Genomic DNA, 26,317 nt, shown 5'->3' on the forward strand with positions numbered 1-26,317 from the left:
TGGCCCGGCCTCGAGGTGACCGCAGGCCGGGCCGCCGGTCGGTGAAGTGCCGAGGTTTCACTGAGCCTAGTCCTGCGTGTTCCCAGCGACAGCGGTAGACCGTTCCGGTCCGTGATGCGGTGGATCTTCGATCCCACCTTGCCACGATCGGTCGGATCCGGTCCGGTCAGTGGCCCCCTTTCGCAGCCCGGATGCTGACCGGGTCGATCGCGCACCGCGACCAGTCCAGCTCACCCCGGCTGCCGAGTTCGTCCAGGATCACGCGGTGGAGCCGAGCCCATACCTGCTCCCGGCTCCCCTGGGCAGAACGCCGGTAGACCGTCGGCCAGGCCGGCCCGAACACCGGCGGCAACTGCCGCCAGGTACAGCCCGACGTAGCCACGAAGACGATCGCAGCGACCGTTTCGCGGTCACCCGCCCGCCGCCGGCCCCCGCCCTGCGGACGCCTCACCTCTATCGGCGGCACCACCCGCCGAAACAGCACCCACAACTCGTCCGGCGCCGGCCGCTCAACCAGATCCGTCATGCACCGTTCAACGAACGATCACGCCCTAAGAAACGGCGTCCAACTAGCCTCAGCCACACGTCGACGCTCCACCGTACACACCCGACTCCGCTGTGGATCGGAATGCAGTTTCGGGATCCGCGGCGACTCTCGGACCGTGTCATGCACCCAGCATCTACCTTAAGAGTCAGCTAATCTGAGGCCGGCCACCCGAGTAGAACAGCCGAATATTATAAGTACCCTCGTTCAGTAGCCAGGCATGAACAACGAATCGACGCGCTCCGCTCTGGTGCATCGGATCACTCTCGGCGATCCCAACTGCCTCTTCGCGGGAGGACGCGCGGTAGACGAAGAGACCCTCGCCGTTCCACTGCTCCTCAGCATCGTCAGCCAACGGCCCGGCGGCGAACATGATCCCGTCATTTTCCAGGCGGGTCTGGTAGGCCACGTGGGGATCCAGATTCTCGAGTACCGGGCCGAGGCCACTGGTTGGTTCGGAAATCACAACGTAGAGCCGGAGTGCCAGCAGTTCGTGTTCCTGAGACCAGGACACGAGGTCACCCCAAGGCATGCGATGTTCGGTCATACGATCCTCCAGCTGATATGAGATTCGATGAGCCTTTGGGGCCCGTCGAGGTCGAACGCCCGAGGCCGACCACGACATCGCTTGCACAGCAACGGGAACCCGCCTTTGCCCTCCTCCAGCCCCGAATACTGCCGGTGCAGACCAATACGGTCGGTTCCGCAGCCCTAAGCCGTTTCGTTCGGATCATCTGATCGTTGGTCTGGGTGTGCCGCTCATGCCGTATTTGCTGTCGTTGATCTTGAATGCGTACCACGTGACGGTGCCCTGCTCGGCCAGCGCCAGTTCACGGCCTTCCTGCAAGAATGCGGCCAGCTCATCACTCTTGCCAGGCTTTGCCTCGAGGAGAGGGAGAACTCCGAGTCGGAATTCATAGTCGTTTTCCTGTTCTGGTGAGCTACTGCAACGGTTATCCAGCCAGTCGTATGGATTCAGCTCGCGCGTCGCCTCGGGGGTAGGCGACGTAGGGAGCACTCGTTGCCGCACTACAGCGGCGGCTCTTCTTTTACGTGATCCATTCGCTGTCGATGTCGGTTACCCGGCCCGGGACCTCCGAGCAACCAGCGATGCTTCGCCAAGACCGAGGGCATCCTGGCCGCACAGTAACGCGTCTTCGCCGAACTCGACAGCTTTGACGCCCTCGATCGCTGACGTGACCTGCCTCATTGACCCGAAAGGGCAGCACAACTGTCTCAGCAGCTATTCAACCGGATCGATTTCGGGCCCAGCTAGGGCGTTTCGTTTTAATCATCGCGACCAGATGAAGATGCCGGCGAGGTAGACGGTTGCGGTCTTGTCGTATCGAGTGGTCAGGCCGCGCCATTGCTCCAAGCGGTTGATCCACCGCTCAACGGTGTTGCGCTGCTTGTATGCCTCCCGGTCGAAAGCGGGTGGTCTGCCGCAGCTGCCGCGGCGAAGCCGGGGCCGGGCAGCGAGCCGCCCCTCGGCCTCGTCGGTGAAGGAGCGGCCGTTGAACGTGGTGATCCGGTTGTCCTTGCCGAACACCGCCCCGCTCTCCGCCGCCGGCAGCGCCACGCTCGCCAGGCTGCCAGCCAGGCCGGTCTGCAGGCCCCGCTCGTCGCGGGTGTACGTCAGATCCCCGACCCCTGCCCCGCCACGGGTGTAGCCGATCGCGGTGGTGACACCAGTCCTGTCATAGCCGGTGGTACGGGTGAAACCGCCCGGCAGCGACGCCGTCCTCTCCCGGCCCACCGCGTCCAGACCGAAGGTGACCGTCTGGCTGCCCGTGGTGACCGAGGTGAGGATGGAAGACGTGTCGTAGCCGTAGTGCGTCGTGGTACCGGCCGCGGTCATTTCCGTACGACGGTCCGCCGCGTCGTAGTCGTAACCAACCGTGCCTGTCGGGCCTGTGACCGTCCTGGGCAGGTCGACGGCGTCATAGGCGTACGTCGTCGTGGACTCGGCCTGACCGGCAGATCGACACCGTACTTGGCGTTCCCGGGCCGGCCCAGCAGGTCGTACTCGGCCGTCGCCATCTGCCCCGTACGGCTCGTCACCTTCGACACCCGCCCGGCGGCGTCGTACTCGAACAGCGCCTGCGCACCGAGCGGGTCGGTGGCCGGCTTCGGGCGGTCCGCCGTGTCGTACGCCCAGGTGGTGGTGTTGTTCCGGGCGTCGGTGAGGGTGGTGAGGTTGCCGTTGTCGTCGTAGTCCAGGACAGTCGACTGGCCGAGCGGATCGGTGACCTTCCGCGCCTGGTTGAGCGCGTCGTAGGTGACCGTGGTGCGCGCGCCGGCCTCGTCCGTCATCACCACCGGCCGGCCCACGGCGTCGAGGAACTGGCTGCTCGTGCGGCCCTCCGCGTCCTTGACCGCCGTCAACTCGCCGTGCTCGTAGGTGTATTCGGTGACCGCGCCCGGCACGTCCGTGACCGTCTCCCGGTTCTCAGAATCGGTGACGGTCTCCAGGTCATCACCGTCGGCGCCGTAGGCCAGCCTGGTGATGTTGCCCAGCGGATCGGTCACCAAGGTGGGCTGGTCGAACGGCCCGTCGTACACCGCCGTCCCGGAGGAACGCGCCTGCGGCGTGCCCGCCCGCTCCTTCGCCGACGTCACATAACCGTTGGCGTCGTAACTCAGCTCCGTACGACGGCCGTACGGGTCGGTCACCGCGTCGATACGGTGGTACGAGCCACGCTGGTACACGGTCCTGCGGGCCAGACTGCTGCGGTGCGCCTGGGTGTCCGACGTACCGTAACCGTCCGCGTCGAACTCCACCCGCCGCACCGCACCGCCCGGCTCGGTCACACTCGCCGCGGTGACACGGCCCGCGCCGCTACCGGCCTTGGTGTAGCCGAAGGTGTACTTCGCGCCCTCGGTCAGCGTCTGCTCCCTGACCCGGCCGTCCGCTACGTATAGCCCGTGGTACGACGGTACGGTGACGGGCACCGGCCTGGTGGGCGCTGGGCCCCCAAGGGCGAACAGCGGCAGCACTGCTCGCCCGGCTGGAGAAGCTGACGTGGGACGAAAGGACCGGCGACCGGGCCACGCTGAAGAACGCACTGATCAAACACACCGGAGCAGCACTGGACCGAGCAGCCCGCTTCGAAGGCAAGCGCGTGCGAGACGTCTCGGACGAACAAAATCCTCGGCCGTCCCGCAGCAGGCTTCGGGGCCGGCCCCGGCAACAACGGTCCGATCTGCGAGCACAGTTCGACCGACACGGTCCGCGGACGGGAGTTCCTCTTCCCCGCAGACGGGCCGTCGAGCGTCCAGGCCGGCAGTCATCTGTGTCTCGCCGGGGACCCTGAGAGCGAGGTCCGGCTCGCCCTGCCGGTGCGAGAGGCGCTGGCCGAAGGGCGGGACCGGTCTCGCCGCGATCGGGGGCGCCTCGCCTCATTCCCGGGCGGTGCGAGGCGGTAGGTCCCGAGCGGCGAGCAGGACGTTCTCGGTCGCCCCGAAGCCGCTGGCGCCGATGATCCCGGCCTGGCCCGTGCTGTGATAGCGGGCCCAGCAGCCCGCGGCCGCCTCCCCGAAGAGCACCGGGCTCAGCACCGGGGCGATGTCCACGTACTGCGGCTGGGGACCGGCCTCGCGCGACATCTCCATCCGGTAGCGCCCCGGCTCCACGTACTCCTGGACGATGGAGTCGCCGTCGGCGAGGGCGGCGGCCACCGCCGTGCCCCACTCCTGGTCGGTGGCGTACGGGCCCAGGGTCACCTGCAGGCCCATCATGCCGATCGCCTTCTTCAGCACGAATTCGTGCCGGTTCCCGAGGAGCAGCGCGGCGAGGTCGTGGTGCCCGCGGTTCCATTCGACCTTCCGGGGGTGGACGAGCCGGGTCCAGGGGAGGTAGCGGGCGACCAGGTCCCGGTCCTCGTCGGTCATCCAGGGCTGTCCCTCGGAGATCCAGGCAAGGGTCTTCTTGTTCGCGATCAGATAGCTGCTCTGCGGGGGGAACAGCACCGCGCCCTGGGCGACGGCGCGGTGCACGGGCTCCAGGCCGATCCCCAGGTCCCGCCAGTCGTCCACCGCGAAGTAGCGGTGCAGGAGGCGGTACCGGAGTTCGTCTCCGCTCCCGGCTGTGAGATCGGCGGGCTCCAGGAACTCCGAGGCGAGTCCGTGCCGGCGGTAGTAGCCGGCTTCGAGTTCGTAGTAGCGGGCGCTCTCGGCGCCGGGCCGGTCCAGGCGGCTTCCAAGCAGGGCGACGGCAGGCGGCAGGCCCAGTTCGGCGCACACGTCGCGGTAGAGGGCGGCGCGGGCCGCGAACGGCTCGTGGCCGTGGAAGGGGGCGGTGTCGGGGCCGCCGTAGATCCGGGTCCAGGCCTCGGTGAACAGGTGGATCTCCGTAGGGCCGCCGAAGGTGCCGCTGACGTTGAACTCGATGAACTTCGGGCCATCGGCCCCGATCACCACGTCGGGGCGGGCCATCGCGGCGGCGTAGCGGATCTCGAAGTCCTCGTCGGCCACGAAAAAGGGATAGGGCTCCTGGTCGGCGTCGAGGGCTTTGAGGCGTCCCGCGCGGTGGGGCGCGGCTTCGCGCACCGCGCGTTCGAGCAGGCGCAGCAGGGCGCGGGCCGCGCTGAAGAGTTCGTCGTAGGCCTCGCGGGCGGCGACCAGCGGCTGGAGGGCGAGCACCTCCGACTGGAGACGGGTGCCGCAGTCCCGGAGCTCGTGGCGCAGGATCTGCTTGACCTTCGGTGCGCTCACCGACCGGCCGGCCGGCGGGGTGTCGACTCCGAACCACGGGTGTGTTCCTGGCACAGTGCTCTCCTTGGACGGACGGCAAGGGGTGGCTAGCGGGCCGGCCGGCCGCTGTGGAGTCCGGGCAGCACGTCGGAGGCGATACGCTCCAGAACGGCGAGGTCGCCCGCGTAGGGCGGTTCGGTGCGGGGGAAGGGCACCACCAGGTCGGTGAATCCGGCCTCTTGGTAGCGGTCGGCCGCCTCGATGAAGGAGGCGACGGAGGCCAGCGGCGGATTCGTCCGGTTGCTGTCGAGGACGAGCCTGCGCAGCGAGGCGGGTGGCCGCCCGAGGTCCGCGCAGATCTCTTCGAGTCTGCGGACCTGGCGGGCCGCCAGTTCGGGGCTGACCGAAGGGGCGACGAGGCCGGGCTGCGGCGAGAACCCGTTCGAGACCCAGATGTCGGCGTGTCTGGCCGCGGTCCGCATCCCGGCGGGGCCGCCGGCCGCCACGGCGAGCGGGAGGGCTCGCCCCGATCCGTTGCCGGGGCCGGTGCGGGCGGCCTTCGCCTGGAAGTGGCGTCCGGCGAAGTCCACCACGGGTTCCCGCAGGAGGCGGTCGGTGAGTTCGGTGAACTCACCGAAGCGTTCGGCCCGTTCGGCCGGTGCGGGCTCCGGCCGGCCCAGCGCCGAGGCGTCGTGCCCGCCGGCCCCGGCGCCGATGCCGAGGGTGAACCGGCCCCCGGACAGGTCGTTCAGGGTCAGGGCCTCCTTCACCAGTGGCAGCGGATGGCGGAAGTTGGGCGAGGTGACCAGGGTGCCGAGGCCGATCCGGCGGGTGATGACGGCGGCCGCGGCCAGGGTGGGCACGGCGGCGAACCACCGCTGGGCGGGCAGATCGCGCCATGCGAGATGGTCGTAGGTCCAGGCGTGTGCGAAGCCCATCTCGTCGGCCAGTCGCCAGGCCTCGCCGCCCTCGGGCCAGCGGGTGGCGGGCAGAATCACTACACCGACGCGCAGGGTCACCGCGGGCCGCCGTCCTTCGGCAGACCGGCCAGGAAGCCGTCGAGGTCCACGTGCCGGGCGGCGCTGATGCCGAGGCCCTCCCAGCGCAGGTCGGTGCGTGGCGGTCGCCGCGCGTCGTGGAAGTACACCGCCTCGAAGCGGCCGGGCCGCCCGAGCGCGAGCACCGGATTGGCGGTCAGCAGTTCGCGTACGGCCGGGCTGTCCCGGCGAACGCCCAGCCACAGGCGTTTGTTCGCGAAGTGGTTGGGGGGCAGTTCGACCCGGGGGTGGAGTTTGCGCTTGAACTGCAGGATGCCCTTGCTGAGGAAGGGCTCCGAACCGGACAGGTCCATCCGCTCGATGCCCTGGTCGGTGGCCCACCGCGCGATCAGCAGGTACGTTGCCATGAAGACGCCCGATCGGTAGTGCTCGGCGGCGCCGTCGAGGACACCGGCCAGTCGCAGGGTCAGCGTGCGGCGTGTGCGGTCCAGCCGGCAGAGCATCCCGGCTCGGCGCTCACCGTGTTCGGTCACGAAGAAGAGCATCCCCTGCGCCAGGATCGTGTCGTGGGCGGCCCTGGGGCCGACCGACCGGGCGGCGTCGCCGTGTCGGCGTGCCATGGTCGGCAGGTGCATGCGGCGGTAGAAGTACCCGAAGTCGGCGCTGGAGCGGGTCGCTTCGAGTGCCCATCCGCGCCGTATGTGTTCGCGCGCGAAGCGTTGGCGTTCCTTGCGGGAGACCACTACCGGCTGTGGTTGCCCGGCCGCGGCGAGCGGCAGCACCAGGTGGACCCGGAACGGCGCGATGATCGCGCCGGCCGGGGGAAGGGCCAGGGCCCGGCGGTCCGAGCAGCCCACGGCGAGGATGTCGGCCTCGGGGGCCCGGCGGCCGGCGGGCTCCGCGGTGAGGCTGCCGGTGGCGAGCCCCGCGGCCCGTGCCCGTTCCTGGAGGAAGGGCAGTACGTGGCTGTGTCCGGCCCGGTAGCCGCCGTAGGCGATCCGGAGCGGGCCGGCGTGGAACACCTGCCAGGCGAGCCTGGTGGCGGTGACGGTGTCCACCAGGTGGCGGGCCGTGGACAGAGCGCGGCTGTCGCTGCCGTCCCAGGCGAACCGGGCGCGCTCCCAGGCGGCCGTCACCGTGGTCACCGGGCGGCCCGCAGCATGGCGTCCTCGGCCGCGGCCGAGGAGGAGACCTCTGTCTGGGCGCCCGCGCGCAGCGGGGGGAGGGTCTCGTCGGTGTAGAAGCCCGAACCGTGCACGAGCAGGTCGGTCCCGGGGGCCACCAGGCTCCGCTCCACCGCCACCATCGCTCCCGCGAGGGCCTTCACGAGGGACCACTCGCGGATGTCGGCCGGGTTGTCGGGGAGCCGGTGGCCGAGCGGTGCGAGCAGGCCGGCGATCTCCTCGTAGCGCTGGAGACATTCGCGGCGCGAGACCACCACGCCGGTGCCGCCGTGCCGTCCGATCAGTGTGTTGATCTTGGCGGAGGTCGGCGGGGCGCTGGTGTAGAAGGTGGCGTCCAACCGTTCGTCCAGGGTGTCGGTGACGGCGGGAAAGTGCGGATCGTCGTCCTGTTGCCAGGGGGCGGTCCGGTTCGGGCGTCGGTACCGGGGCAGCAGGTCGCGGTCCGTGCCGCCCTTGAGGAGGCTCAGCACCATGTCGGGGGTGGCCAGTTGCTGGACCAGCAGGAAGCCCGGGTGGCGGTGCGGGGCGGTCAGTCCCCATCCGCTGTCGCGGTCCAGGAGGCCGACGCCGAGGTGGTAGCCGAGCAGACCGTAGGCGCTGGAGACCGCGTGGGTGTGCAGCCGGGGCGGGCTCTCGGGACCGATGGGGTCCAGTTCCGCCTCCGCGTAGGCCCGCAGGGTGTCGGCGATCCGGTAGTTCTCCAGATCGAGGGTGAACCACGGGGTGAAGCGGGCCGGTTCGCTGCGCAGCCGTTCGTGGAGGGACCTGGCGAGTGCCTTCACGTCGTCCGGCCGGCTCACGTCGGCGACGAGCAACGGGTTCGCCGCCCGCAGGGCCGGGTCCGCCGACAGTGGGCTGTCCCTCAGTTTGGGGCGCGAGTGGGCGGGGACGACGGTGAGCACCCGCAGTTCGTCGGGGGTGGCCAGTCCTGCGGCGTAGGCCCGGGCCACGGCGTCGCGCAGCGCCGTGCCCTTGTTTCCCGAGGTGGGGGTGGTGAGCAGCAGCCGTTCGCCGGTCTCCCTGATGTGCTGGATCGCGCGGGCCACGATGTGCAGGGACGCGAAGGTCTTCGCGGTGCGGGTGCCCGGGTTCCGCATGAGGTCGAGGAGCGAGATCCGGTGTCCGCGCCAGTTCCCGGCCCGCTGGACGGCGACGTCCGAGGCCTCGTGGAAGCGGGCCAGGTGTTCGTCCGTCACCGGGAGCCGGAAGCCGACCGGGCCCGTGTTCGACAGCCCGAGCAGTTCCGCGGTGGCGCGGAGCATCGGCTGGTAGCGGGTCATGGCGGCGGCCACGACGGTCTCGGTGCTGACGGCGGTCATGACAGCCTCTGCTTCCCCTCTGTCGTGCTCTTCACGGCGCGCCATGCCTCATCCACGCGCGTCTGTGGATCCGCGAGGCGGCTCACGAACGCCTGCTGGTGGGCGGCGAGGCGGCGGATCGTGTTCTGGGCGAACGCGGCACGGTTGTACTCGATGTATCCGTTGGAGCCCGCGGCGTCGTTCAGGTAGAGCGATGGCAGGTAGTAGCGCGAGTAGGCCTCCTGGTGCCGGGGGTCGAGTACGGCCCGGGGTGCCGAGCCGCTGGGAGCGGGGAACAGCTTGACGGTGGTCTCGCCGAAGGAGGCGGAAGCGGCGGTGTCGGTCGCTGCTTCGAAGACCCGGCCCCGGACCCAGGCGTCGTACAGGTGGATTCCCGGCCAGGGTCTGCTCTGTTCGAAGTCCGGTTTCAGGGCGGCGGCGAGTTCGGTGTACGGCAGGATGTTGCGCTGTGCCTCCACGACCGCGCTGCGGACCTGGCGGACCAGTTCGCCGACCGTGTCCTTGGGCCGTACCAGGACGGGGATGAAGATGTTGTCGAGGAAGTAGCCGAGCTGGTCGTCGTCGGCCTTGAGGTCCAGGCGGGCGACGCTGGACCCGATGACCACTCGCTCCGCTCCCCCGGTGCGGGCCAGTACCGCGGCGTACGCGGCGAGGTTGAGCATGAACGGTGTGGCCGAGTTGCGGACGGACACCTCGCGCAGCTGCCGCGGGGTGAGCGGGCTGCGGAAGTTCTCCTCCTCGAACGAGATCAGGGCGGGCGGGGTGGCCGAGTAGTCCGTCGGGAACGGCAGCCGTCCGGGCAGGGGCAGCAGCCGGTCGCGCCAGTACTCGACGCGCGCCCCGGCGTCGGCGGCGGGTCTGAGGGATTCCTCGGCGAAGTGCCGGTACTGCTGCTTCAGCGGGGCCAGGTCCTCGCCCTCGTACAGCCGGCCCAGCTGGCGCAGGAAACCGACCAGGGAGACGCCGTCGATGATCAGGTGGCTGAAGGACAGCGAGAGGACGTGCAGCGACGGGGCGACCCGCACCAGCAGGCAGCTCCACAGGGGTCCCGCGACCAGGTCGAACTCGCCGCCTTGGTCGCCGGCGACCAGGGCGCGGGCGGTGGCGGGCCGCCGGTCGCCCGGCACCGTCTCGGCCAGGTCGACGTAGGCGAGCGGCGGTTCGAGGTCCTCGGCCACCTTCTGCAGCGGCGCGGGGCCGAGATCGGTCAGGGTGGTGCGCAGCGGCTCGTGTCGTCTGATCATGAGTTTGAGTGCCCGCCGGAACCGGCCGGGATCGAGGCTGCCGGCGAGTTCCACGGCGATGGAGGGGTTGCCCCGGGAGGCGATGCTCCGGCCGAAGGAGCGGAAGCGGATTCCCTCCCAGAGGAACTCCTGCTGGACGGAGAGCGGGAACTCTCCTGTCGTGGCGGCGGAGGCGGGGTCACTCATCCCAGACCACCGGCAGCTCGTGCACTCCGTAGATGTTGACCTTGTGCCGGAAGGGGATGGTGTCGAGGTCGACGGCGAGCCGCAGTCCGGGAAACCGGCGCAGCGTCCTGGTGATGACGATCTGGAGTTCCAGCCGGGCGAGGGCGGCGCCCAGGCAGAGGTGGGGGCCCCAGCCGAGGGCCAGGTTGACTCGCTCCTTGCGGTGGATGTCGAAGGTGGCCGGGTCGTGGAACTCGCGCTCGTCCCGGTTGGCCGAGGAGAGCAGGATCATCACGCCCTCGCCGGCTCGTATCAGGGTGCCGCCCACCTCCACGTCCTGGGTGGCCACCCGGGCCAGTGAGGGGGTGATGGTCAGGTGCCGCAGCAGTTCGTTCACGGCCGGGCCGGTCAGCCGCTCGTTGTGGCGCAGTTCGTCGAGCTGCTCCGGGTGCTGGAGGAGGGTGAGGATGCCGAGGCCGATCATGTTGACCGTCGTCACGTGGCCTGCCACCAGCAGCAGGCGGGCCAGGTCGGCCGCCACCTCCGGTGTGCAGGCGCCGGTACGCACGTGGTCCGTCACCAGGCGGCTGATGATGTCGTCGCCCGGTGTGTCGAGTTTGGACTGCACCACCCGGTCCATGTACCGGCCGAGGTCGGCCACCGCCTCGTCGATCTCTTCGGCGGTGGAGGTGGCTCGCAGTGCGTCCGCGGTGCGCTCCTGGAGGAAGACGTGGTCGGCGTAGGAGACTCCCAGCAGGTGGCAGATGACCAGTGAGGGCAGTGGCATCGCCAGCGCCGGGAGGAGGTCGGAGCGGGCCGGGCCGCGGGCGATGTCGTCGAGCAGCCGGTCCGTCAGGTCCTCGATGACAGGGCGCAGTTCTGCCACCCGCCGCCCGACGAACTCGTGGTTGATCATGTCCCGGTAGCGGGTGTGGTCGGGCGGGTCCATCCGGATCAGCGTGCTGTGGGCCCGCCGGACCGGGAATCCGGGCAGGCGTGAGTCGGAGCTGAAGCGGGTGTCGGCGAGGACCTCCCTGGCCTCCTTGAACCGTGTGACCAGCCAGGCCGGCCGGTCGCCCGCGAAGGAGAGCCTGGCCGGCACCACCGGGCCCTGGGCCCGCAGCGCCTCGTACTCGGCCGGGGGGTGGAAGGGGTCCTGTCGTTGCATCGGGTAGCTGACAGCAGGGCACTCGCCGAGCTCCACGTGGTCTCCGTCCTTGTGTGCGTCGCGCTCCGCGCGGTGGGGCGGGTGGCTCATGAGGTCTCCACGGTGCGGTGGTCGCGCAGCCGGGCCCGGATCTCGCCGATGACCTCGGGGGGCCGCTGCTCGATGAAGAAGTGGCCGCCGGGGACCGACCTGATCTGGAAGTCTCCGGTGGTGAAGGCGCGCCAGCCGGCGATCTCGCCGAATCCGGTGGAGTGGTCCTGCTGGCCGGAGAAGGCGACGACGTCGGCGGCGATCGGCGGGTGCTGGACGGGCTGCGCCGTGTAGCGTTCGAATGCCCGCAGGTCCGCTCGCAGCATGGGCAGCACCACGGCCTGCGCTTCGGGGTCGCCGCTCAGGGCGGCGAGGGCGCCTCCGTACCGGTCGGCGACAGCGTCCAGGAAGCCGGTGTCCGTCAGGTCGGTCACCGGTGGGTTGCGGGGCGGCCTGCCGGGAGCCGCGCAGGCGCAGAGCACCACGGCTTCGGGGGGCCGGCCGGCCTGTTCGGCGGCTCTGGCCAGTTCGAAGGCCACCAGGGAGCCCAGGCTGGTGCCGCACAGGACGAAGGGCAGGTCCCAGGAGGGGGACAGTTCCTCGGTCAGGGCGGCCACCAGGGCGGGCACCGAGTCCAGCAGGGGCTCGGCCGGGCGCATCAGGCGCCCGGGGTAGTCGACGGCGACCACTTCCAGCCCGGGTCCGAGGTCGGACCAGCCGCGGTAGGCGAGGCTGCTGCCACCCGCGTAGGGCAGGCAGAACACTCTGGCCACGACGGGTTCAGGCATCGGGTGCCTCCGTGCCGAGTTGGTCGTCGATGAACCGGGCCAGTTCCCGCAGCGGTACGTCACCGAGGATGTTGGCCGGTGCGATGCGCACTCCGAATTCTTTGCGGATCCGGGCCACGACCTGGGTCGCGTACAGCGAGTCGCCGCCGAGATCGAGGAACTGGTCCTCTCTGCCGACCGCCTCGATGCTCAGTACCCCGGCCCAGATCGGGCCGAGCCGTTGCTCGGTGTCGCCCTCCAGGGGTGCGAAGTCGTAGCCGAGTTCGGGGCGGGTGTGTGCGAGTGTGGACTCCGTGGTGTGCAGGACGTGTTCGGCGACGACCAGGTCGTCGCCGATCGCGGCGAAGCTGCGGGCGCTGGCCAGCAGGTGGGCTCCGCCGACGGCGAGGGCGGCGTGGAAGGCCGCGGTGCCGGAGGCCGCGGTGATGCCCTCGGTGGTGGCTTCCCCGGGCCGTGCGGCCTGCTCCTGGGCGCCCGGCCGGCAGACCACGATCTTGCCGATGTGCTGGGCCCGCGACATGTAGGTGAAGGCCTCCTGGACCTCGGCGATGTCGAAGGTCCGAATCGGCAGCGGCTGGATAACGCCCTTCTGCAGCAGTGCGGCCGCTTCGGCGAACGCCTCGTCGAGGGCGGACTCGTCCTTGGGGTAGTAGGCGCTGAACGTACGGCCGGTGCTGAACAGGTTGAGGTCGAGCAGGCTGCCCTCGATGATGTCGCGCCGTCCGAGTTCCACGAACCGGCCCCGCTCGCGCAGGGTCCGCAGGCCGGCCGGGATGAAGTCGCCCACCAGGGAATTGAGGACTACGTCGACGCCTCCCGCGGCGACCGTCTCGCGCTCGAAGGCGAGTGAGCGGGAGTCCATCACGGTGCTGACGCCCTGGGCGCGGGCGAAGTCCCGCTTGGCCTGGCTGCCCGCGGTGCCGAACACCTCGGCGCCCATGTGCTGGGCGAGCTGGGTTGCCGCGAGGCCGACGCCGCCGGTGACGGCGTGTACCAGCACCCGCTCGCCGGCCTTGAGCCCGGCGAGATTGCGCAGGCAGTCGTAGGCGGTGGTGAAGGCGACCGGGATGGAGGCGGCCTGGGCGAAGGTCAGTCCGTCCGGGATCGGGGCTGTCAGCGCGGCGCGGACGATGACGTGGTCGGAGAAGCAGCCTGTGCCCAGGGCCAGCACGGGGTCGCCCGCGCGCAGTGCGGTCACTCCCTCGCCGACTGCCCGGATGATGCCGGCGCACTCGAGGCCGAATTGGAAGTCGGGGCTGTCCGCGTCGAGCATACCTGTGGCGATCAGCACCTCCTTGAAGTTGAGACCGGTCGCGAGCACCTCCACCCGGACCTCTCCGGGGCCGGGCTCGGTGCGCTCGGTCCCGGCCAGACGCAGTGCGGCCAGGTCGCCGATATCGGTGGAGACCAGGCTGTGGTTCGCCGCCGGCCCGGCCGCTGTGAGGGAGTTGGCCAGCTCGTCCGGATCGACCCCGCGCAGCGAGTAGCCGCTCAGCTCCATTACCGGGTCGCCGTGTTCGTCCTGGATGCGGACGTCGAACAGCACGGAGGAGTCCTGCCGGGCGGCCCTGCGTGCGATGTGGCTGCGGATGCGGGCCGGCATCGGGCGGTGGACGGTGATGCGCTCGTACGACATCGGCAGGTGCGGGCGGTCGCTGACGTGGCCGAGCAGGCTTCCCGCGGCGGTGTCGAGCAAGGCCGGGTGGACTGCGTAACGTCCGAGATCGCCGTGGTGGGGCTCGGGCAGTTCGGCCTCGAGGACCAGTTCGTCGGGGCCGGTGAGCACGCTGCGTCGCACGTTCGCCCAGCGCGGCCCGAAGGAGGTGAGCGGGTTGCCCGGCGGGATGTCGTCGGGGGTGTCCGCGGCGGGGATCGTGATCGGGGTGGACGCGGGGGCCGGTCCCGAGGTCCGGCCCACCAGGCCGGTGGCGTGTTCGTGCCAGGCCGGGCCGTCGCGCCGGCTGAGCAGGGTGGCCCTCAGCCGGCCGTCGCGTCCGTCGAGCCGGATGGTGAACTCGGTGGCCCCGCCCGGGGGTACCTGCAGCGGGCGGAGCAGGTCGAGCTCGCGAATCTCGACAGCGGGCACACCCAGGCGGCGTTCGGCGGCGGCCCGGATGAACTCGACGATGCCCGTTCCGGGCAGCACCGGGTGCCCTGCGACGTGGTGCTCGTCCACGACCCAGTCGGTCCCGGCGCGCAGTTCACCGTGATACTCGGCGGCGTCCTCGCCCTCCCACTCGGCGCTGAAGATCGGGTGGTCGATGGCGGTGGAGCGTTCGGCCAGCGAACGCCGGGCCTCGTCGACCGCCATGCCGACGTCCGTCCACGCGTCGTACCCGAGGCTGAGGGTTCGCCGGCCGGACGCGTCGCGCCACTGGGCGAAGCTGTCCAGGAATGCGTTGGCGCCGCAGTAGTCGACGTGACCGATGCCGCCGACCACCGAGGACACCGAGGAGCAGAGCACCAGCCAGTGGGTGTGCTCGTCGGCCACTGCCTCGTCGAGGACCAGGGTGCCCGCCACCTTGGGGGTGAGGACCCGCTCGACGTGCTCTGCGTCGATGGTGTCGATCAGTCGGCCGCTGGAGACGCCGGCCGCGTGCACGATGCCGGTGAACGGCCCGTACTCGCGGCGCAGCCGGCTCATCGCGTCCCGGTCGGCGGCGTCGGCCCGCACGGTGTGGACCTGCGCGCCGGCTGCCTCCAGCCGTGCCAGGCCTTCGAGACGGCGGCGCAGGGCGGCCGGGGTGGTGTCGTCGGCCAGCAGCCGCCGGGCCTCCTGGGCGGACGGCAGTTCGGTGCGATGGGTGAGGACGAGGGTGACGTCGGCTGCGTGCCGGGCGGCCTCCTCGGCCAGGGCCAGTCCGATGCCTCCGAGTCCGCCGGTGACGAGGTAGCGTCCGCCGCGTTCCCAGGGGGTGCCGGGGGTGTGGGCTTCGGCCGGCTCGTAGTGCAGGGTGTGGCGTTCCCCGCGGTACGCCACGGTGCCGGCGGGCCCGAGGTGGCGCAGCTCGGTGGCGAGCAGGCGGACGGCGGCCTCGGTGGCCGCGGCCGGGTCGAGGTCGACCTCGGTCACCCGGACTCCTGGGTACTCCTGCGGCAGGACCCGGGCGGGGCCGGTGAGCAGGGCCAGTTCGGGGCGTGGCCGTTCCTCGGCGGTGAGTTGCCGGGCGCCGGTGGTGGCGATCAGGACGTCGACGCCGGTGCGGCGGCGCGCCGCCAGGTCCCGCACGATGCGCAGTACCGGCCAGAAGGCCTGCGTGAGGACGTCGTCCACCAGGGTCCGCAGGGGCGGCTCGGCTCCGGCCGGGCGGTCCTTCGGTATCTGGAGCACGGTGTCGAACTCGCCGTGGTGTTGCTCCAGGGTGTCCAGGAGGGCCGTGGTGTCCGGGGTGCCGGCTTCTTCGGGGGGCAGCGCGACGACGGTGTGGCCTTCGGCTCGCAGCGCGGCGACGACCGGGTGTGCGGCGTCGGGGACCAGGGCCAGCACGCGGCGCGCCGCGGCCGTGCCGCCGGTGTCCGGTTCGAGCGGGGTGAGGTCCCAGCGCGGGCGCTGGACCAGGCCGCGCCTGTGCAGCGGCAGCGGGGAGGAGGGCAGGACCGGGTTCGTGGGGGGTGCGGGCAGGTCCGTCCAGTACGTCGCACGGTCGAAGGGGTAGCCGGGAAGGGCGACCCGGCGGCTGGAGCGGCCGGTCAGCTGCTGTTCCCAGTCGACCCGGCCGCCGTGGGTCCAGACCGTGCCGACCAGTTCGGCGGTCGATTTCGGCTCGGCGGCACGCTCCTTCTCCACCCAGGGGGTGACAGCGGCTGCCTCCGCGGCGCCGTCGGCCTGGCGGAACATCCCGCCGAGAGCCCGGCCGGGCCCCGACTCGACGATGAGGGCGGGACCGAGTGCGAGGACGGCGCGCGCGCCGTCCAGGAAGCGCACGGCATGACGCAGGTGCCTGACCCAGTACTCCGGGTCGGCCATGGTGTCGGGGCCGGCCATCGCTCCGAGGAGAGTGGAGGCCAGCGGCCGGGTGGCCGGGTGGTAGGTGGCCGAGTGTGCGACCTTGCGGAACTCCTCGACGATGGGTTCCATCAGCGACGAGTGTGCGGCGAGCGAGGTTCCGAGCACCGTGTGCAGCAGGTCGGTGCCGGCAAGCTGGTCGTCGAAGCGGGCGATGGCCTCGACGGGGCCGGACACCACGGTCTGCTCCGGGGCGTTGACGGCGGCGATGTCGAGGTCCGGCGGCAGGATGCGGCGCAGTTCCGCCTCGGGGAGGCCAACGGCCATCATGGCGCCTGGTTCGGTTCCCGTGTGCATGAGCCGGCCGCGGGCGGCCACCAGCCGCAGCGCGTCCTCGGGTGTCAGCACCCCGGCCAGTGCCGCCGCGGCGTACTCGCCGATGCTGTGGCCGATCATGACGCCGGGTTCGATTCCGGCGGCGATCAGAGCGGTGGCCAGGGCGTACTCGGTGATGAACAGGGCGGGTTGGGCGTACAGGGCCTGCCGCAGCAGTACCGCGGCCTCGGGGCGGTCGCTTTCCTCCGGGAAGAGGACGGTGCGCACGTCGAGCCCGTCGGTGGCGGCCAGTTGCCCGGACAGGGTGTCGACGGTGTCGCGGAAGACGGCGTCCGAGCGGTAGAGGCCGCGTCCGGCGTCGACGTACTGTGCGCCCTGCCCGGGGAAGGCGAAGACGACGGGGAGTTCACTGTCGGGTGCCGGGGAGGCGGCGGGCTGTGCGGCGGCCAGCAGTGTGGCGGCCTCGGTGGTGGTGTGGGCGGTGACGGCGAGCCGGTGCCGGGAGCGGCGGCGCCCGGTGGCGAGCACCCGTGCCACCTCGCCGAGCCTCAGCTGCGGGTTCTGCCGCAGATGGGCCGCAAGGGATCCGCGGAGTTGGCCGAGGGCCTGCGGGGAGTCCGCGGAGAGCACCAGCGGGGTCGGCCTGGCGTCCTCCGGCTCGGGCTCGGGGCGGCCGGGCGCCTGCTCCAGGACGACGTGAGCGTTGGTGCCGCCGACGCCGAAGGCGCTGACGCCGGCGCGCCGGGTGCCCTCCCACTCGGTCAGCTCGGTGGGTACGTAGAAGGGCGAGCCGCCGAAGGCGATGTCCGGGTTGGGGGTCGTGAAGTTGGCGACCGGCGGGATCTGGCCGCGTTCGAGGACGAGCACGGCCTTGATCAGTCCGGCGATGCCGGCCGCCGGGCCGAGGTGGCCGATCTGCGCCTTGACCGCGCCGAGCGCGCAGTAGGGGGCCGGCGCGTCCTGGACGTCGAAGGCGGAGATCAGCGCGGCGACCTCGATGGGGTCGCCGAGGGCGGTCCCGGTGCCATGGGTTTCGATGTATCCGATGGTGCGCGGGTCGATCTGGGCGACCCGCTGGGCGCGTGCCACGACGTCGGCCTGTCCGGCGATGCTGGGCGCGGTGAAGCTCATCTTCTCGGCACCGTCGTTGTTGATGGCGGAGCCCTTGATGACCGCGATGACGCGGTCGTTCGCGGCCAGAGCGTCGTCGAGGCGCTTGAGGGCCACCACGCCGCCGCCGTTGCCGAACACCGAGCCGGCGGCCCCGGCGTCGAACGGCCGCAGGTGTCCGTCCGGCGAGCAGATCGAACCCTCTTCGAAGATGTAGCCGTTGACCTGAGGGGTGTGCACGTTGACGGCGCCGGCCAGAGCGAGGTCGGTCTCGCCGAGCAGCAGGCTCTGGACGGCCAGATGGACGCCGACGAGGGCGGTCGAGCAAGCCGTCTGCACGTTGAGTGAGGGTCCGCTCAGACCGAGGCGGTAGGAGACCCGAGTGGCCAGGAAGTCCCCGTAGTTGCCGATGTCGGTCTGTAGTCCCCGGATGGATCCGTCCAGGTAGTCGGCGTGATCGAAGTGGGGCTCGATGTAGCGCAGGTAGGCGTGCCGGCCGCCGCCGGCGAACACCCCGATGTCGCCGGGATAGCGGGCCGGATCGTATCCGCTGTCCTCCAGGGCGTGCCAGCAGAGCTCCAGGAAGAGCCGGTGCTGGGGGTCCATCAGGCGGGCCTCGCTCGGGGCGATGCCGAAAAACTCGGCGTCGAAGTCGCCGGAGTCCTCGATGAGGCCGCTGACCTTGATGAAGGCCGGGTCGCGCAGTAGTTCCTCGGCGACGCCCGCCGCGCGTAACTCCTCGTCGGTGAAGGTGGTGAGCAGTTCCTCGCCTGAGCAGATCCGCTGCCAGAAGGTGTCGGCGTCGGCTGCTCCGGGCAGTCGCAGCGCCAGTCCGACGATGGCTATGTCGGTGGAAGCCGTGTCCGGCCGGTCGTCACTCACCCGTGTTCTTCTCCCGTCCCCTGGCCAGCCTTCGTCGGGCGGCCGCGGTGGCGATTCGGTTGACGTCCCGGCCAGGGGTCCCTGAGGGAGCCTCCTGCCGGGCTTCGGTGCTTCCGCCGGTCAGGAACGCGGCGAAGCCGCGGGCGGTCGGGAAGCGGAACAGGTCGTGCATGACAAAGGGCTGCTCGAATGTGGCCCTCAGCTTCAGGTAGAGCGTCAGTGCCAGCAGTGAGCTGCCGCCGGCTTCGAAGAACGAGAGGGTCGGTGAGGCGACGGGCCGGCCCAGGACTGTGGCCCACACGGCCAGTACCCGCCGTTCGGATGGTGTGAGCGCGGTTGGCGGGCCGGGTCTGGGCCGGATGGGCCGGGGGGCCCGCAGCGCGCGTGCGTCGACCTTGCCGCTGGGGGTCTGCGGGATCCGGTCGAGGAGTTCGACGTAGCGTGGCACCGCGTACTCGGGCAGCTCCGTCCGGGCGTGTTCCTGCACGGTGGCTGCTGTGACCCACGCTCCGGCGGGCACCACGTAGGCGGCGAGTTCGGTGCCGGCTCCCTGGGTGTGTACCGCTTGGACACTGCAGGCGCGCACGCCGCCGTGCCGGAGCAGCACCGCGGCGACCTCGTCCGGCTCGACACGGTGACCGCGAACCTTGACTTGGTCGTCCAGGCGTCCGGCGAATGCCAGTTCGCCGTCGGCGACGCGGACGAGGTCGCCCGTCCGGTAGGAGGAGGCGCCGTGCGCGGTGACGGTGAACCGGTCCCCGTCCGGCGCGGCCGTTCCGTCGGTCCCGAGGTAGCCGGTGGCTACCGGGGCGCCGGCGATGTGGAGTTCTCCCTGGGCGCCGCGCGGCACCGGCCGGCCGAGCTGGTCCAGGACGCGGGCCCGCACCCCTGCGATGGGCTGGCCGATCGGCGGGCGGTCCGGCCATGTAGCGGGGGCGGGGCCGAGCCGGTGGCTGGTCACCACGTGCGTCTCGGTGGGCCCGTACTGGTTGACCAGTTCGGTGCCGGCCGCTGCGCAGAAGGCCCGGAGAGTGTCGTCGACGACCAGTGCCTCGCCGGCGAGCAGCAGGTGGGTCAGCCGGGCCGGGGTACGGCCGAAGGCCTCCCAGGCGGCGGTGAGCTGGTGCAGCGCGACCGGTGGCAGGAAGCCCACCTCGATGTCCTGATCGACGAAGAAGTCGAGCAGGGCCTGGGAGTTGCGGCGGACCTCGTCCGGTATGACGTGGAGGGTGCCGCCGTGCACCACGGCTGTCAGCATCTCCTGGACGGAGACGTCGAAGGCGAGCGGTGCGAACTGGCTGACGCGGCGGGGCGTGGCGAACTCCGGCTGGGCCGCCTGCCAGGTGATGAGGTTGGCCATGGCCCGGTGCGGCATGCTCACCCCCTTCGGTTCGCCGGTGGAGCCGGAGGTGAACAGGACGTACGCCTCTTGGCCGGGGGCGGGCTCGGACCAGGTGTCCGGTCCGGCCGGGGTGCCGGACGCGGCCGGCCCCGCGGAAGGCTCCGTGCGCGCGGTGGGCGGTTTCTGCCCGGACCCGCTCGCGGTGGTGCCGGTGTGCTTCGCGCCGTCCTCGTCCGGTCCCGCGAGTACCAGCTCGGGTCCGTGCCATCCGGCCTGTTCGGCGGGGAGAGCCTGGGACCGCAGTGCCAGTGTGCAGTGTGCTGCCGCCAGCACGGCGCGGCGGCGGGCGGGCGGCAGTCCGGTGTCGATGGGGACGTAGGCCGCGCCCAGGGACCAGAGGGCGAGGAGGGCCACCAGCGGGTCGGGGCCGCGCTCCAGGAAACAGGCGACCCGCGTGGCGGGGGTCACGCCGAGGGTCTGCAGGCGCCGGCGGAGCCCGGCGACGCGGCGGGCGATCCGCCCGCGCGTCCACTCCTCGCCTCCAGCGGTCAGGAGCAGCGCCTGTGGATCCGTGCCGAGGCGCTCGGCGAGCAGTGGCACGAGTGATCCGCAGGCGGCGGCCGGCGGGCCGGGTGCCGGCTCGGCGGTGGCGCCGCGGACTTGGGCCCACCGGGCGAGCGTGCGGACAGCCGGCTCGTCGGGCGCAGCGGTCGCCTGGTGCAAGAGGTGCTCGAAGAAATCGGCGTAGCGGACAGCGAGTTCGTCGTCCGGCTGGTCGGTGTGGTGGCTGACCGAGAGGGTGGCTGGTCCGCCGAACGGGTCCTCGTGCACCGCTGCCAGCAGGGGGAAGTCGGTCTCTTCGTCGTAGCGCACGTCGCTGAGCCGGATTCCGGCCTGTGCCAGACGGTCGTACACGTGGAAGTCGGTGTAGTTGAACGCCGTCGGGACCAGCCCGGACGATCCGGTCTCCGCCTGGATGCGCTCCAGTGGCAGTCTGCGGTGGGCGTACAACCCGGTCTCGTTGTCGAAGACCGAGGCCAGCAGCTCGCGCCAGTTGCGGTCGGCCACCTGTGCCCGCAGCGGGACGGTGTTGAGGAAGAGCCCGAGTCCGGTGTCCCCGCCGGCCTCCTCCAGGCGGCCGCTGGTCACCAGGCCCGTCAGCACCTCGGTCTCCCCCGACAGGAAGGAGAGCGTGGCGAGGTGGGCGGTCAGATAGGCGCTCTTGAGCGGCACTCCGGATGCCCGTGCGAAGGCGGCGAAGCGTTCGGTGAGTTCGGCGGGCAGCGACCGCTCGGCCTCCACCAGGGGTGGCGCGGCGGCCGGGGTTCCGCCCGGTATCGGTGTGGGCCGCGCGCCGTCGAGGTAGCCGCGCCAGAACGACCGGTGCCGCTCGTCGCTCTCCGCCGCCTCCTCCAGCTCCGCATAGCGGCGCATGGTGTCGTCGGGGGTCCGGACCGGGGCGGGCAGTCCCTCCCGCAGCCGGGTGTGGGTGAGGAGGAGTTCGGTGACGAGGGAGGCGGCGCTCCAGCCGTCGAGCACGGTGTGGTGCACCGACAGGGACAGCACACTCTCCCGGTCGGCGGTGCGGTGGACGAAGATCCTCAGCAGGCCCGGCGCCGACCAGTCGAACGGCACTCGCCGTTCCTCGGCCGCCCATGCCCGCAGGTAGGCGCGCCGCTCGTGTGCCGGGCGGTCCCGCAGATCGGTGAACGTGCACGCGAGTTCGGCGGTGCCGTGGACGACCTGCAGTGGTCCGGAGGGGTGGTCGACGGCGAAAGCGCTGCGCAGCGCCGGGTGGGCGGCGACTGCCTCGTGCAGGGCGCCGCGGAGCAGGTCCTCCTCAAGGTGCTGGTTCACGGTGTAGCTGAGGACGTCGTGGTAGACGTGTGAGCCGTCTCGCACGCTGTGGAGGAACATGCCGCGTTGCAGTCGGGTGGCGGGGAATGCGTCGACCGCCCCGGCGGGCAGGCCGTCCGGCAGCGGGCGGGTGTGGTCCGGGGGCGGCCCGGCGGTGGCAGGCAGGTCCGCCGCGGGCAAGGACGCGGCGAGTGCCCGGGGGGTGCGGGCCCGGTAGATCCGTGGCAGGTCCGCGTCGAATCCGGCCGCGCGCAGCCGGGCTACCAGGCGGACCGCGGTGATCGAGTCTCCGCCGGCCTCGAAGAAGTTGGCGTCGCCGGAGATCCGCGGCAGCCCGAGCACCTGGGCCACTGCCTCGGTCACGGTGCTCAGTGCGGGAGGGTCGGTCGGCGGTGTCTGTGCTTCGGCGGGCCGGCCGGCGCCCGGCGCGTCCGGGTGGGTATGCCCCGCGGCATCCGCGAAGGGGTCGGGCAGCCGGGCGGTGTCCAGCTTCCCGTTGGGGGTCCGCGGCAGTTCCCTCACCAGGACGACACCGGCCGGCACCGCGTACCGGGGCAGCCGTGCGGCGGCGAAGTCCCGCAGGTTCTGGGGAGTGGGACGGGCGCCCGTGCGGGTGAGCACCACGGCGGCTGCGAGCAGCGGCGGGCGGTCCGGTCTGCGGATCACCCAGGCTCGGGCGGAGAGCACGGACGGGTGGGCGAGCAGGGCTGCCTCGACCTCTCCGAGTTCGATCCGGTAGCCGCGGATCTTGACCTGCTGGTCCAGGCGGCCCAGGTACTCGATGGTGCCGTCGGGAAGCCTTCGTCCCTTGTCGCCTGAGCGGTAGAGTCTGGCGCCGTCCACGGCGGAGTACGCGTCCGTGGTGAAGCGGGCCTGCTCGAAGTCCGGGGCGGCCGCGTACCCGAGGGCCACGCCGGGCCCGCCGACGTGGATCTCGCCCGGTACCCCGAACGGTGCCGGGCGGCCTTGCCGGTCCAGGACGTACACCGGAGTGTCGGGCAGGCCGGTGCCGATCCTGGAGCGCCCGTCGCGGACGTCGGCCGCGCTCAGCCGGTGGAAGGTGCTGTGCACAGTCGTCTCGGTGATGCCGTACATGTTGACGAGCGTGGGTGTCCGCTCGCCCCAGCGCTCGAACCAGGGGGCAAGGGCGGCGGGGTTGAGTGCCTCGGCACAGAGCACGGCGTACCTGAGCAGGGGGAAGGCCGTTCCTCGCTCCAGTGCGGCGTCCCGGAAACCGTCGAACGCGGTGGGAGAGAGGGTGAGCATGGTGACGCCCTCGTTCTCCACCAGGGTCACCATCGCCTCGGGGTCCCGGGCGGTGCCGGGCGGGGCGATCACCACCCGGCCGCCGTGCAGCAGGGCTCCGTATATCTCCCATACGGAGGCGTCGAAGGTGATGGCGTGGGCGTTGAGCCAGGTGTCCTGCGTGCCGAAGCCGAAAAGGTCGCGGGTGGTGGTGAAGAGCCTCACGACGCTTCGGTGGGCGACCTCGACGCCCTTGGGCCGGCCTGTGGAGCCGGAGGTGAACAGCAGATAGGCGGCGTCGTCCGGCGAGCCGGCCGGTGCGGGCCCGGACTCCGCCGTGGGTAACCGGTGCGGCAGCACTTCCACCGGTGTCCCTGCCGGTGTGACGGATCCGGTGTCGTCCGTCACCAGTACGGCGATGCCGGCGAGTTCGGCGACGACGGCCTGCCGCTCCGGGGGCGCGGTCGGGTCGATCGGTACATAGGACGCGCCTGTCTTGAGTACGGCCAGCAGCACGGGCACGAGGTGGTCGGGACGCTCCAGCCGTACTCCGACGCGCCGGCCGGGTCCGATGCCCTCCTTGAGGAGGCGTAGCGCAAGCCAGTTCGCCTGTCCTCCGAGCTCCCGGTAGGTGAGCTGCCAGGCCCCGGAGGAGACCGCGATCCGGTCGGCACGGCAGGCGATCTGGCGCTCTATCAGTTCTTCCAGGCGGGCCTCGACCGGTTCGGTGACGGACTGGCTGAGTGCCAGCAGTTCGGCCTGCTCTCGCGCACCCGCGAGGTGCAGGGTGTCGATCCGGGCTTGCGGCCGGCGCGCTCCCTGGCTGACGGCCCGTCCGGTCTGCTCGGCGATGCGGCGCGCGGTGACGGCGTCGAACACATCTGTCCGGAACTCGTAGCTCAGCCGGTCCTCGTCCGGCCGGGCGATCAGGTGGAGTTCGGTCGGGGCCAGGACCTGGCGCACTGCTCGCAGGCCGGCCGGGCCCAGCGGGTCCGGGCCGGGGCCGGGCCGGCCGAGGACCGAGACGACGCAGGCGGGGGCGGGCTGCGCCAGCCGGGCCCGCAGCCGCGCTCCGGTCAGTGCGCGTGCCTCCTCCAGCGCCTGCTCCGCGGCCGTCAACGCCGTTGCGAAGGTGGGCTCTTCGCCGAGATCGAGGTGCAGCGTCAGCAGACCCACCAGGTCGCCGCGCAGATAGGGGACACCGACCGCGACCCGCTGGAGTTCGTTGTGCCGGCTCAGCACGGCGGCGAAGGCGGCCAGCAGATGCGGTAGTTCGCATCCGTACGCGAGCTCGCCCGCCGCACGGCGGAAGGACGGGGCCGGCGCTCTGGCGGACAGGAGCGGAAAGGAGTCGGCCTCGGCGCCCCGTTCGAGGTGCGCGCTGAGGCCAGGATCGGCGAGAGTCATGTCTCCCCAGGCGATTGCGGGCGCGCCGTGGCACGGCGGGCCCGGGATGGTTTCGGGCGGCAGGCTCAGCTCGCCGCGCGGTGCTCCGTGGCGGCCCGGGTGATGACGAGGCGGCCGAGCACGAGCGCGTCCAGGCCGGCGGTGAGGAAAGTCCGCACAGCCTCGTCGGGTGTTCGCACGATGGGCTGGCCGGCGACGTTGAAGGAGGTGTTCAGCACGACCGGCAGGCCGGTGAGCTCGCCGAACTCCTCGATGAGCGACCAGAACAGCGGCGAGGTGCGGCGCGAGACGCTCTGGACCCGGGCCGAGCCGTCGACGTGGGTGATGGCGGGCAGCTGCTCCGCGTACTCCGGGCGTACGTAGCCGACGAACAGCATCTCGGCGAAACGGTGGACGTCTTCCGGCTCGATCTCGAAGAGTGTGGCGGTGGCTTCGTCGGTGACGGCCGGAGCGAAGGGCCGAAACGACTCCCGTTTCTTGACCAGTGCGTTGATCCGCTCCCGCATGCCGGCCACCCGCGGGTCGGCGAGGATGCTGCGGTGCCCGAGTGCTCTCGGGCCGAACTCCATCGCGCCCTGGAACCAGCCGACGATCCGGCCGTCAGCGATGAGCCGCGCGGTCAGACCGGCCAGTTCGGCATCATCAGTGGCGCGGCGAATGCGGAGGCCGGGCTCGGCGGCTGCCGCCTGCTCGCAGGCCTGCGGCCCGTAGGCGGGCCCGTAGGCGGTACCTGTGACGGGCTCGGGGCGTTCACCGGACTCCACGGCGGCGACATAGGCGGCGCCCAGGGCCGCACCGTCATCGCCGGAGGCGGGCTGAACATAGATGTCCTCGAACAGACCGCTGCGCAGCAGCACTCCGTTGGCGGCGCAGTTCAGCGCCACTCCCCCGGCCAGGCAGAGCCGGGCGAGACCGGTCTCCCGGCGGTAGTGGGACAGCTGGTGGAGCTGAGCGCGTTGCAGGACAGCCTGGAGGGCCGCGGCAATGTCCTTGTGGCGCTGCTCGATCGGCTCATCCGGGTCTCTGCGGGGCCCGAACTCCCGCTCGATGCAGGCCAGTGCCGCGCCATAGGTCTCCTTGTCGAGGTCGCTGACGTTCTCGAGCAGCAGCGGCACGAAGTAGCGGCCGCCGGAGTCCAGGTGCACCCAGTCCCGCAGGATGGTCCCGACGTGACGGGTGGCGTCACCGTGGGGCGCCAGCCCCATCACCTTGTACTCGCCGTCTCCGAAGGCGAACCCGAGGTAGAGGGTGAACAGCCCGTAGAGCAGTCCGAGCGAGGAGTGGGCGGGTACCTCGGCCAAGGGCTCCAGCCCGGAAGTGCCCGCGGCGAACACGGTCGCCGACTGCCGCTCGCCGAGTCCGTCCGACACCAGCACGAGCGCGTCGCGGTAACCACTGGGGTAGTAGGCGCTGGCGGCGTGCGCCGCATGGTGCGGCACGGCGCGGAATCTGCCCGTCAGGTCGATGCCCAGGTGCTGTTCCGCGACGGCCCTGTTCACTTCGGGGTCGAGGGCTGTTTCGTACAGGCCGCGGTAATAGTCGCTCTGCCCGACATAGAAGTCCCGTTCGGACCCGAAGGAGAAACTGTGTGCCACTAAGTCTATTTGCGATGCCTTGAGCCCTGCGGTTTCGAGGGCGAACTGTGCGGCACCGGCCGGAAAGGACGAGGAGTGTTTCACTCCGTCGAACCGTTCCTCGGCAGCGGCTGCGGCCACCCGGCCGCCGACTAAGAGTGCGGCTGCCGCATCGGCGCCCTGCACGATGGCGTACTCGCGCGGCTCGAGGCCGGGCCAACTGCGTTCCTTGAATCCCCTGGCCAGCGAAAGTCCGCTGAAACCTAATACAGCCGTACGGCCCATACCTGTGGTGCTCCATTCCTCTCGGGTGACGAAACGTCCGAATGGCGCGCAGGAGAACAGTTGGGCGTTGTTGATGTTGATCTGAATCATATACACGGAACATTGCCAGATTGTTGCGGCAACATGTACGAGCCAACTAGCATATATGTCACAAGTGTCCCATGTAGTGGGCATATTAACGTGGTGACAGGTCCCCCCGGC

Annotated in this window: 12 protein-coding genes and 4 pseudogenes; all 16 read right to left on the reverse strand. The window is 71.1% G+C overall.

Annotated features, from left to right (window positions below; all coding sequences use genetic code 11):
• Positions 1-2 precede the first annotated feature (2 nt).
• Positions 3-526: pseudogene (locus ACFYYH_RS13285) on the reverse strand (transposase); the annotation flags it as partial.
• 166 nt (positions 527-692) lie between these two features.
• Positions 693-1,091: a YciI family protein gene (locus ACFYYH_RS13290; protein WP_388549764.1), complete on the reverse strand. Its 399-nt coding sequence runs from the start codon at positions 1,089-1,091 to the stop codon at positions 693-695.
• Positions 1,092-1,274: 183 nt separating this feature from the next.
• Positions 1,275-1,574: a hypothetical protein gene (locus tag ACFYYH_RS13295; RefSeq protein ID WP_388549766.1), complete on the reverse strand. Its 300-nt coding sequence runs from the start codon at positions 1,572-1,574 to the stop codon at positions 1,275-1,277.
• Between the two features lie 261 nt (positions 1,575-1,835).
• A pseudogene (locus ACFYYH_RS13300) lies at positions 1,836-2,009 on the reverse strand (IS5/IS1182 family transposase); the annotation flags it as partial.
• A gap of 426 nt (positions 2,010-2,435) precedes the next feature.
• A pseudogene (locus tag ACFYYH_RS13305) lies at positions 2,436-2,702 on the reverse strand (hypothetical protein); the annotation flags it as partial.
• Positions 2,597-3,610, reverse strand: a pseudogene (locus ACFYYH_RS13310) (hypothetical protein); the annotation flags it as partial. The pseudogenes ACFYYH_RS13310 and ACFYYH_RS13305, both read right to left, overlap by 106 nt.
• A gap of 333 nt (positions 3,611-3,943) precedes the next feature.
• Complete coding sequence (locus tag ACFYYH_RS13315) at positions 3,944-5,311, reverse strand: hypothetical protein (protein WP_388549767.1); 1,368 nt, start codon at positions 5,309-5,311, stop codon at positions 3,944-3,946.
• A gap of 32 nt (positions 5,312-5,343) precedes the next feature.
• On the reverse strand, positions 5,344-6,255 hold the full coding sequence (locus ACFYYH_RS13320) for an LLM class flavin-dependent oxidoreductase (RefSeq protein ID WP_388549770.1): 912 nt from the start codon (positions 6,253-6,255) through the stop codon (positions 5,344-5,346).
• Positions 6,252-7,379 (reverse strand): hypothetical protein, encoded by a 1,128-nt coding sequence (locus ACFYYH_RS13325; RefSeq protein ID WP_388549773.1) that lies wholly within the window; start codon positions 7,377-7,379, stop codon positions 6,252-6,254. Before ACFYYH_RS13325 ends, ACFYYH_RS13320 begins: the two co-directional genes overlap by 4 nt.
• Positions 7,376-8,737, reverse strand: a complete 1,362-nt coding sequence (locus ACFYYH_RS13330) for a DUF6002 family protein (RefSeq protein ID WP_388549776.1) — start codon at positions 8,735-8,737, stop codon at positions 7,376-7,378. The genes ACFYYH_RS13325 and ACFYYH_RS13330 overlap by 4 nt, the downstream gene beginning before the upstream one ends.
• Positions 8,734-10,167: a condensation domain-containing protein gene (locus ACFYYH_RS13335; RefSeq protein ID WP_388549779.1), complete on the reverse strand. Its 1,434-nt coding sequence runs from the start codon at positions 10,165-10,167 to the stop codon at positions 8,734-8,736. Before ACFYYH_RS13335 ends, ACFYYH_RS13330 begins: the two co-directional genes overlap by 4 nt.
• Positions 10,160-11,404, reverse strand: a complete 1,245-nt coding sequence (locus tag ACFYYH_RS13340) for a cytochrome P450 (protein ID WP_388549781.1) — start codon at positions 11,402-11,404, stop codon at positions 10,160-10,162. Before ACFYYH_RS13340 ends, ACFYYH_RS13335 begins: the two co-directional genes overlap by 8 nt.
• Positions 11,401-12,132, reverse strand: a complete 732-nt coding sequence (locus tag ACFYYH_RS13345) for a thioesterase II family protein (protein WP_388549783.1) — start codon at positions 12,130-12,132, stop codon at positions 11,401-11,403. The genes ACFYYH_RS13340 and ACFYYH_RS13345 overlap by 4 nt, the downstream gene beginning before the upstream one ends.
• Positions 12,125-18,406: a beta-ketoacyl synthase N-terminal-like domain-containing protein gene (locus tag ACFYYH_RS13350; protein ID WP_388549785.1), complete on the reverse strand. Its 6,282-nt coding sequence runs from the start codon at positions 18,404-18,406 to the stop codon at positions 12,125-12,127. The genes ACFYYH_RS13345 and ACFYYH_RS13350 overlap by 8 nt, the downstream gene beginning before the upstream one ends.
• Positions 18,399-24,257 (reverse strand): amino acid adenylation domain-containing protein, encoded by a 5,859-nt coding sequence (locus ACFYYH_RS13355; protein ID WP_388549786.1) that lies wholly within the window; start codon positions 24,255-24,257, stop codon positions 18,399-18,401. Before ACFYYH_RS13355 ends, ACFYYH_RS13350 begins: the two co-directional genes overlap by 8 nt.
• Positions 24,258-24,322: 65 nt before the next feature.
• A complete protein-coding gene (locus tag ACFYYH_RS13360; RefSeq protein WP_388549788.1) occupies positions 24,323-26,206 on the reverse strand; it encodes a carbamoyltransferase in 1,884 nt (627 codons plus the stop codon).
• Between the last annotated feature and the right edge of the window lie 111 nt (positions 26,207-26,317).

It is taken from the genome of Streptomyces sp. NPDC002018, from assembly GCF_042890865.1.
GTDB lineage: Bacteria > Actinomycetota > Actinomycetes > Streptomycetales > Streptomycetaceae > Streptomyces.

Coding starts and splice junctions, on each gene's coding strand:
- ACFYYH_RS13360 (WP_388549788.1), bottom strand. CDS start 26,206: ATGATTCAGATCAACATCAACAACGCCCAACTGTTCTCCTGCGCGCCA.
- ACFYYH_RS13345 (WP_388549783.1), bottom strand. CDS start 12,132: ATGCCTGAACCCGTCGTGGCCAGAGTGTTCTGCCTGCCCTACGCGGGT.
- ACFYYH_RS13330 (WP_388549776.1), bottom strand. CDS start 8,737: ATGACCGCCGTCAGCACCGAGACCGTCGTGGCCGCCGCCATGACCCGC.
- ACFYYH_RS13335 (WP_388549779.1), bottom strand. CDS start 10,167: ATGAGTGACCCCGCCTCCGCCGCCACGACAGGAGAGTTCCCGCTCTCC.
- ACFYYH_RS13340 (WP_388549781.1), bottom strand. CDS start 11,404: ATGAGCCACCCGCCCCACCGCGCGGAGCGCGACGCACACAAGGACGGA.
- ACFYYH_RS13290 (WP_388549764.1), bottom strand. CDS start 1,091: ATGACCGAACATCGCATGCCTTGGGGTGACCTCGTGTCCTGGTCTCAG.
- ACFYYH_RS13355 (WP_388549786.1), bottom strand. CDS start 24,257: ATGACTCTCGCCGATCCTGGCCTCAGCGCGCACCTCGAACGGGGCGCC.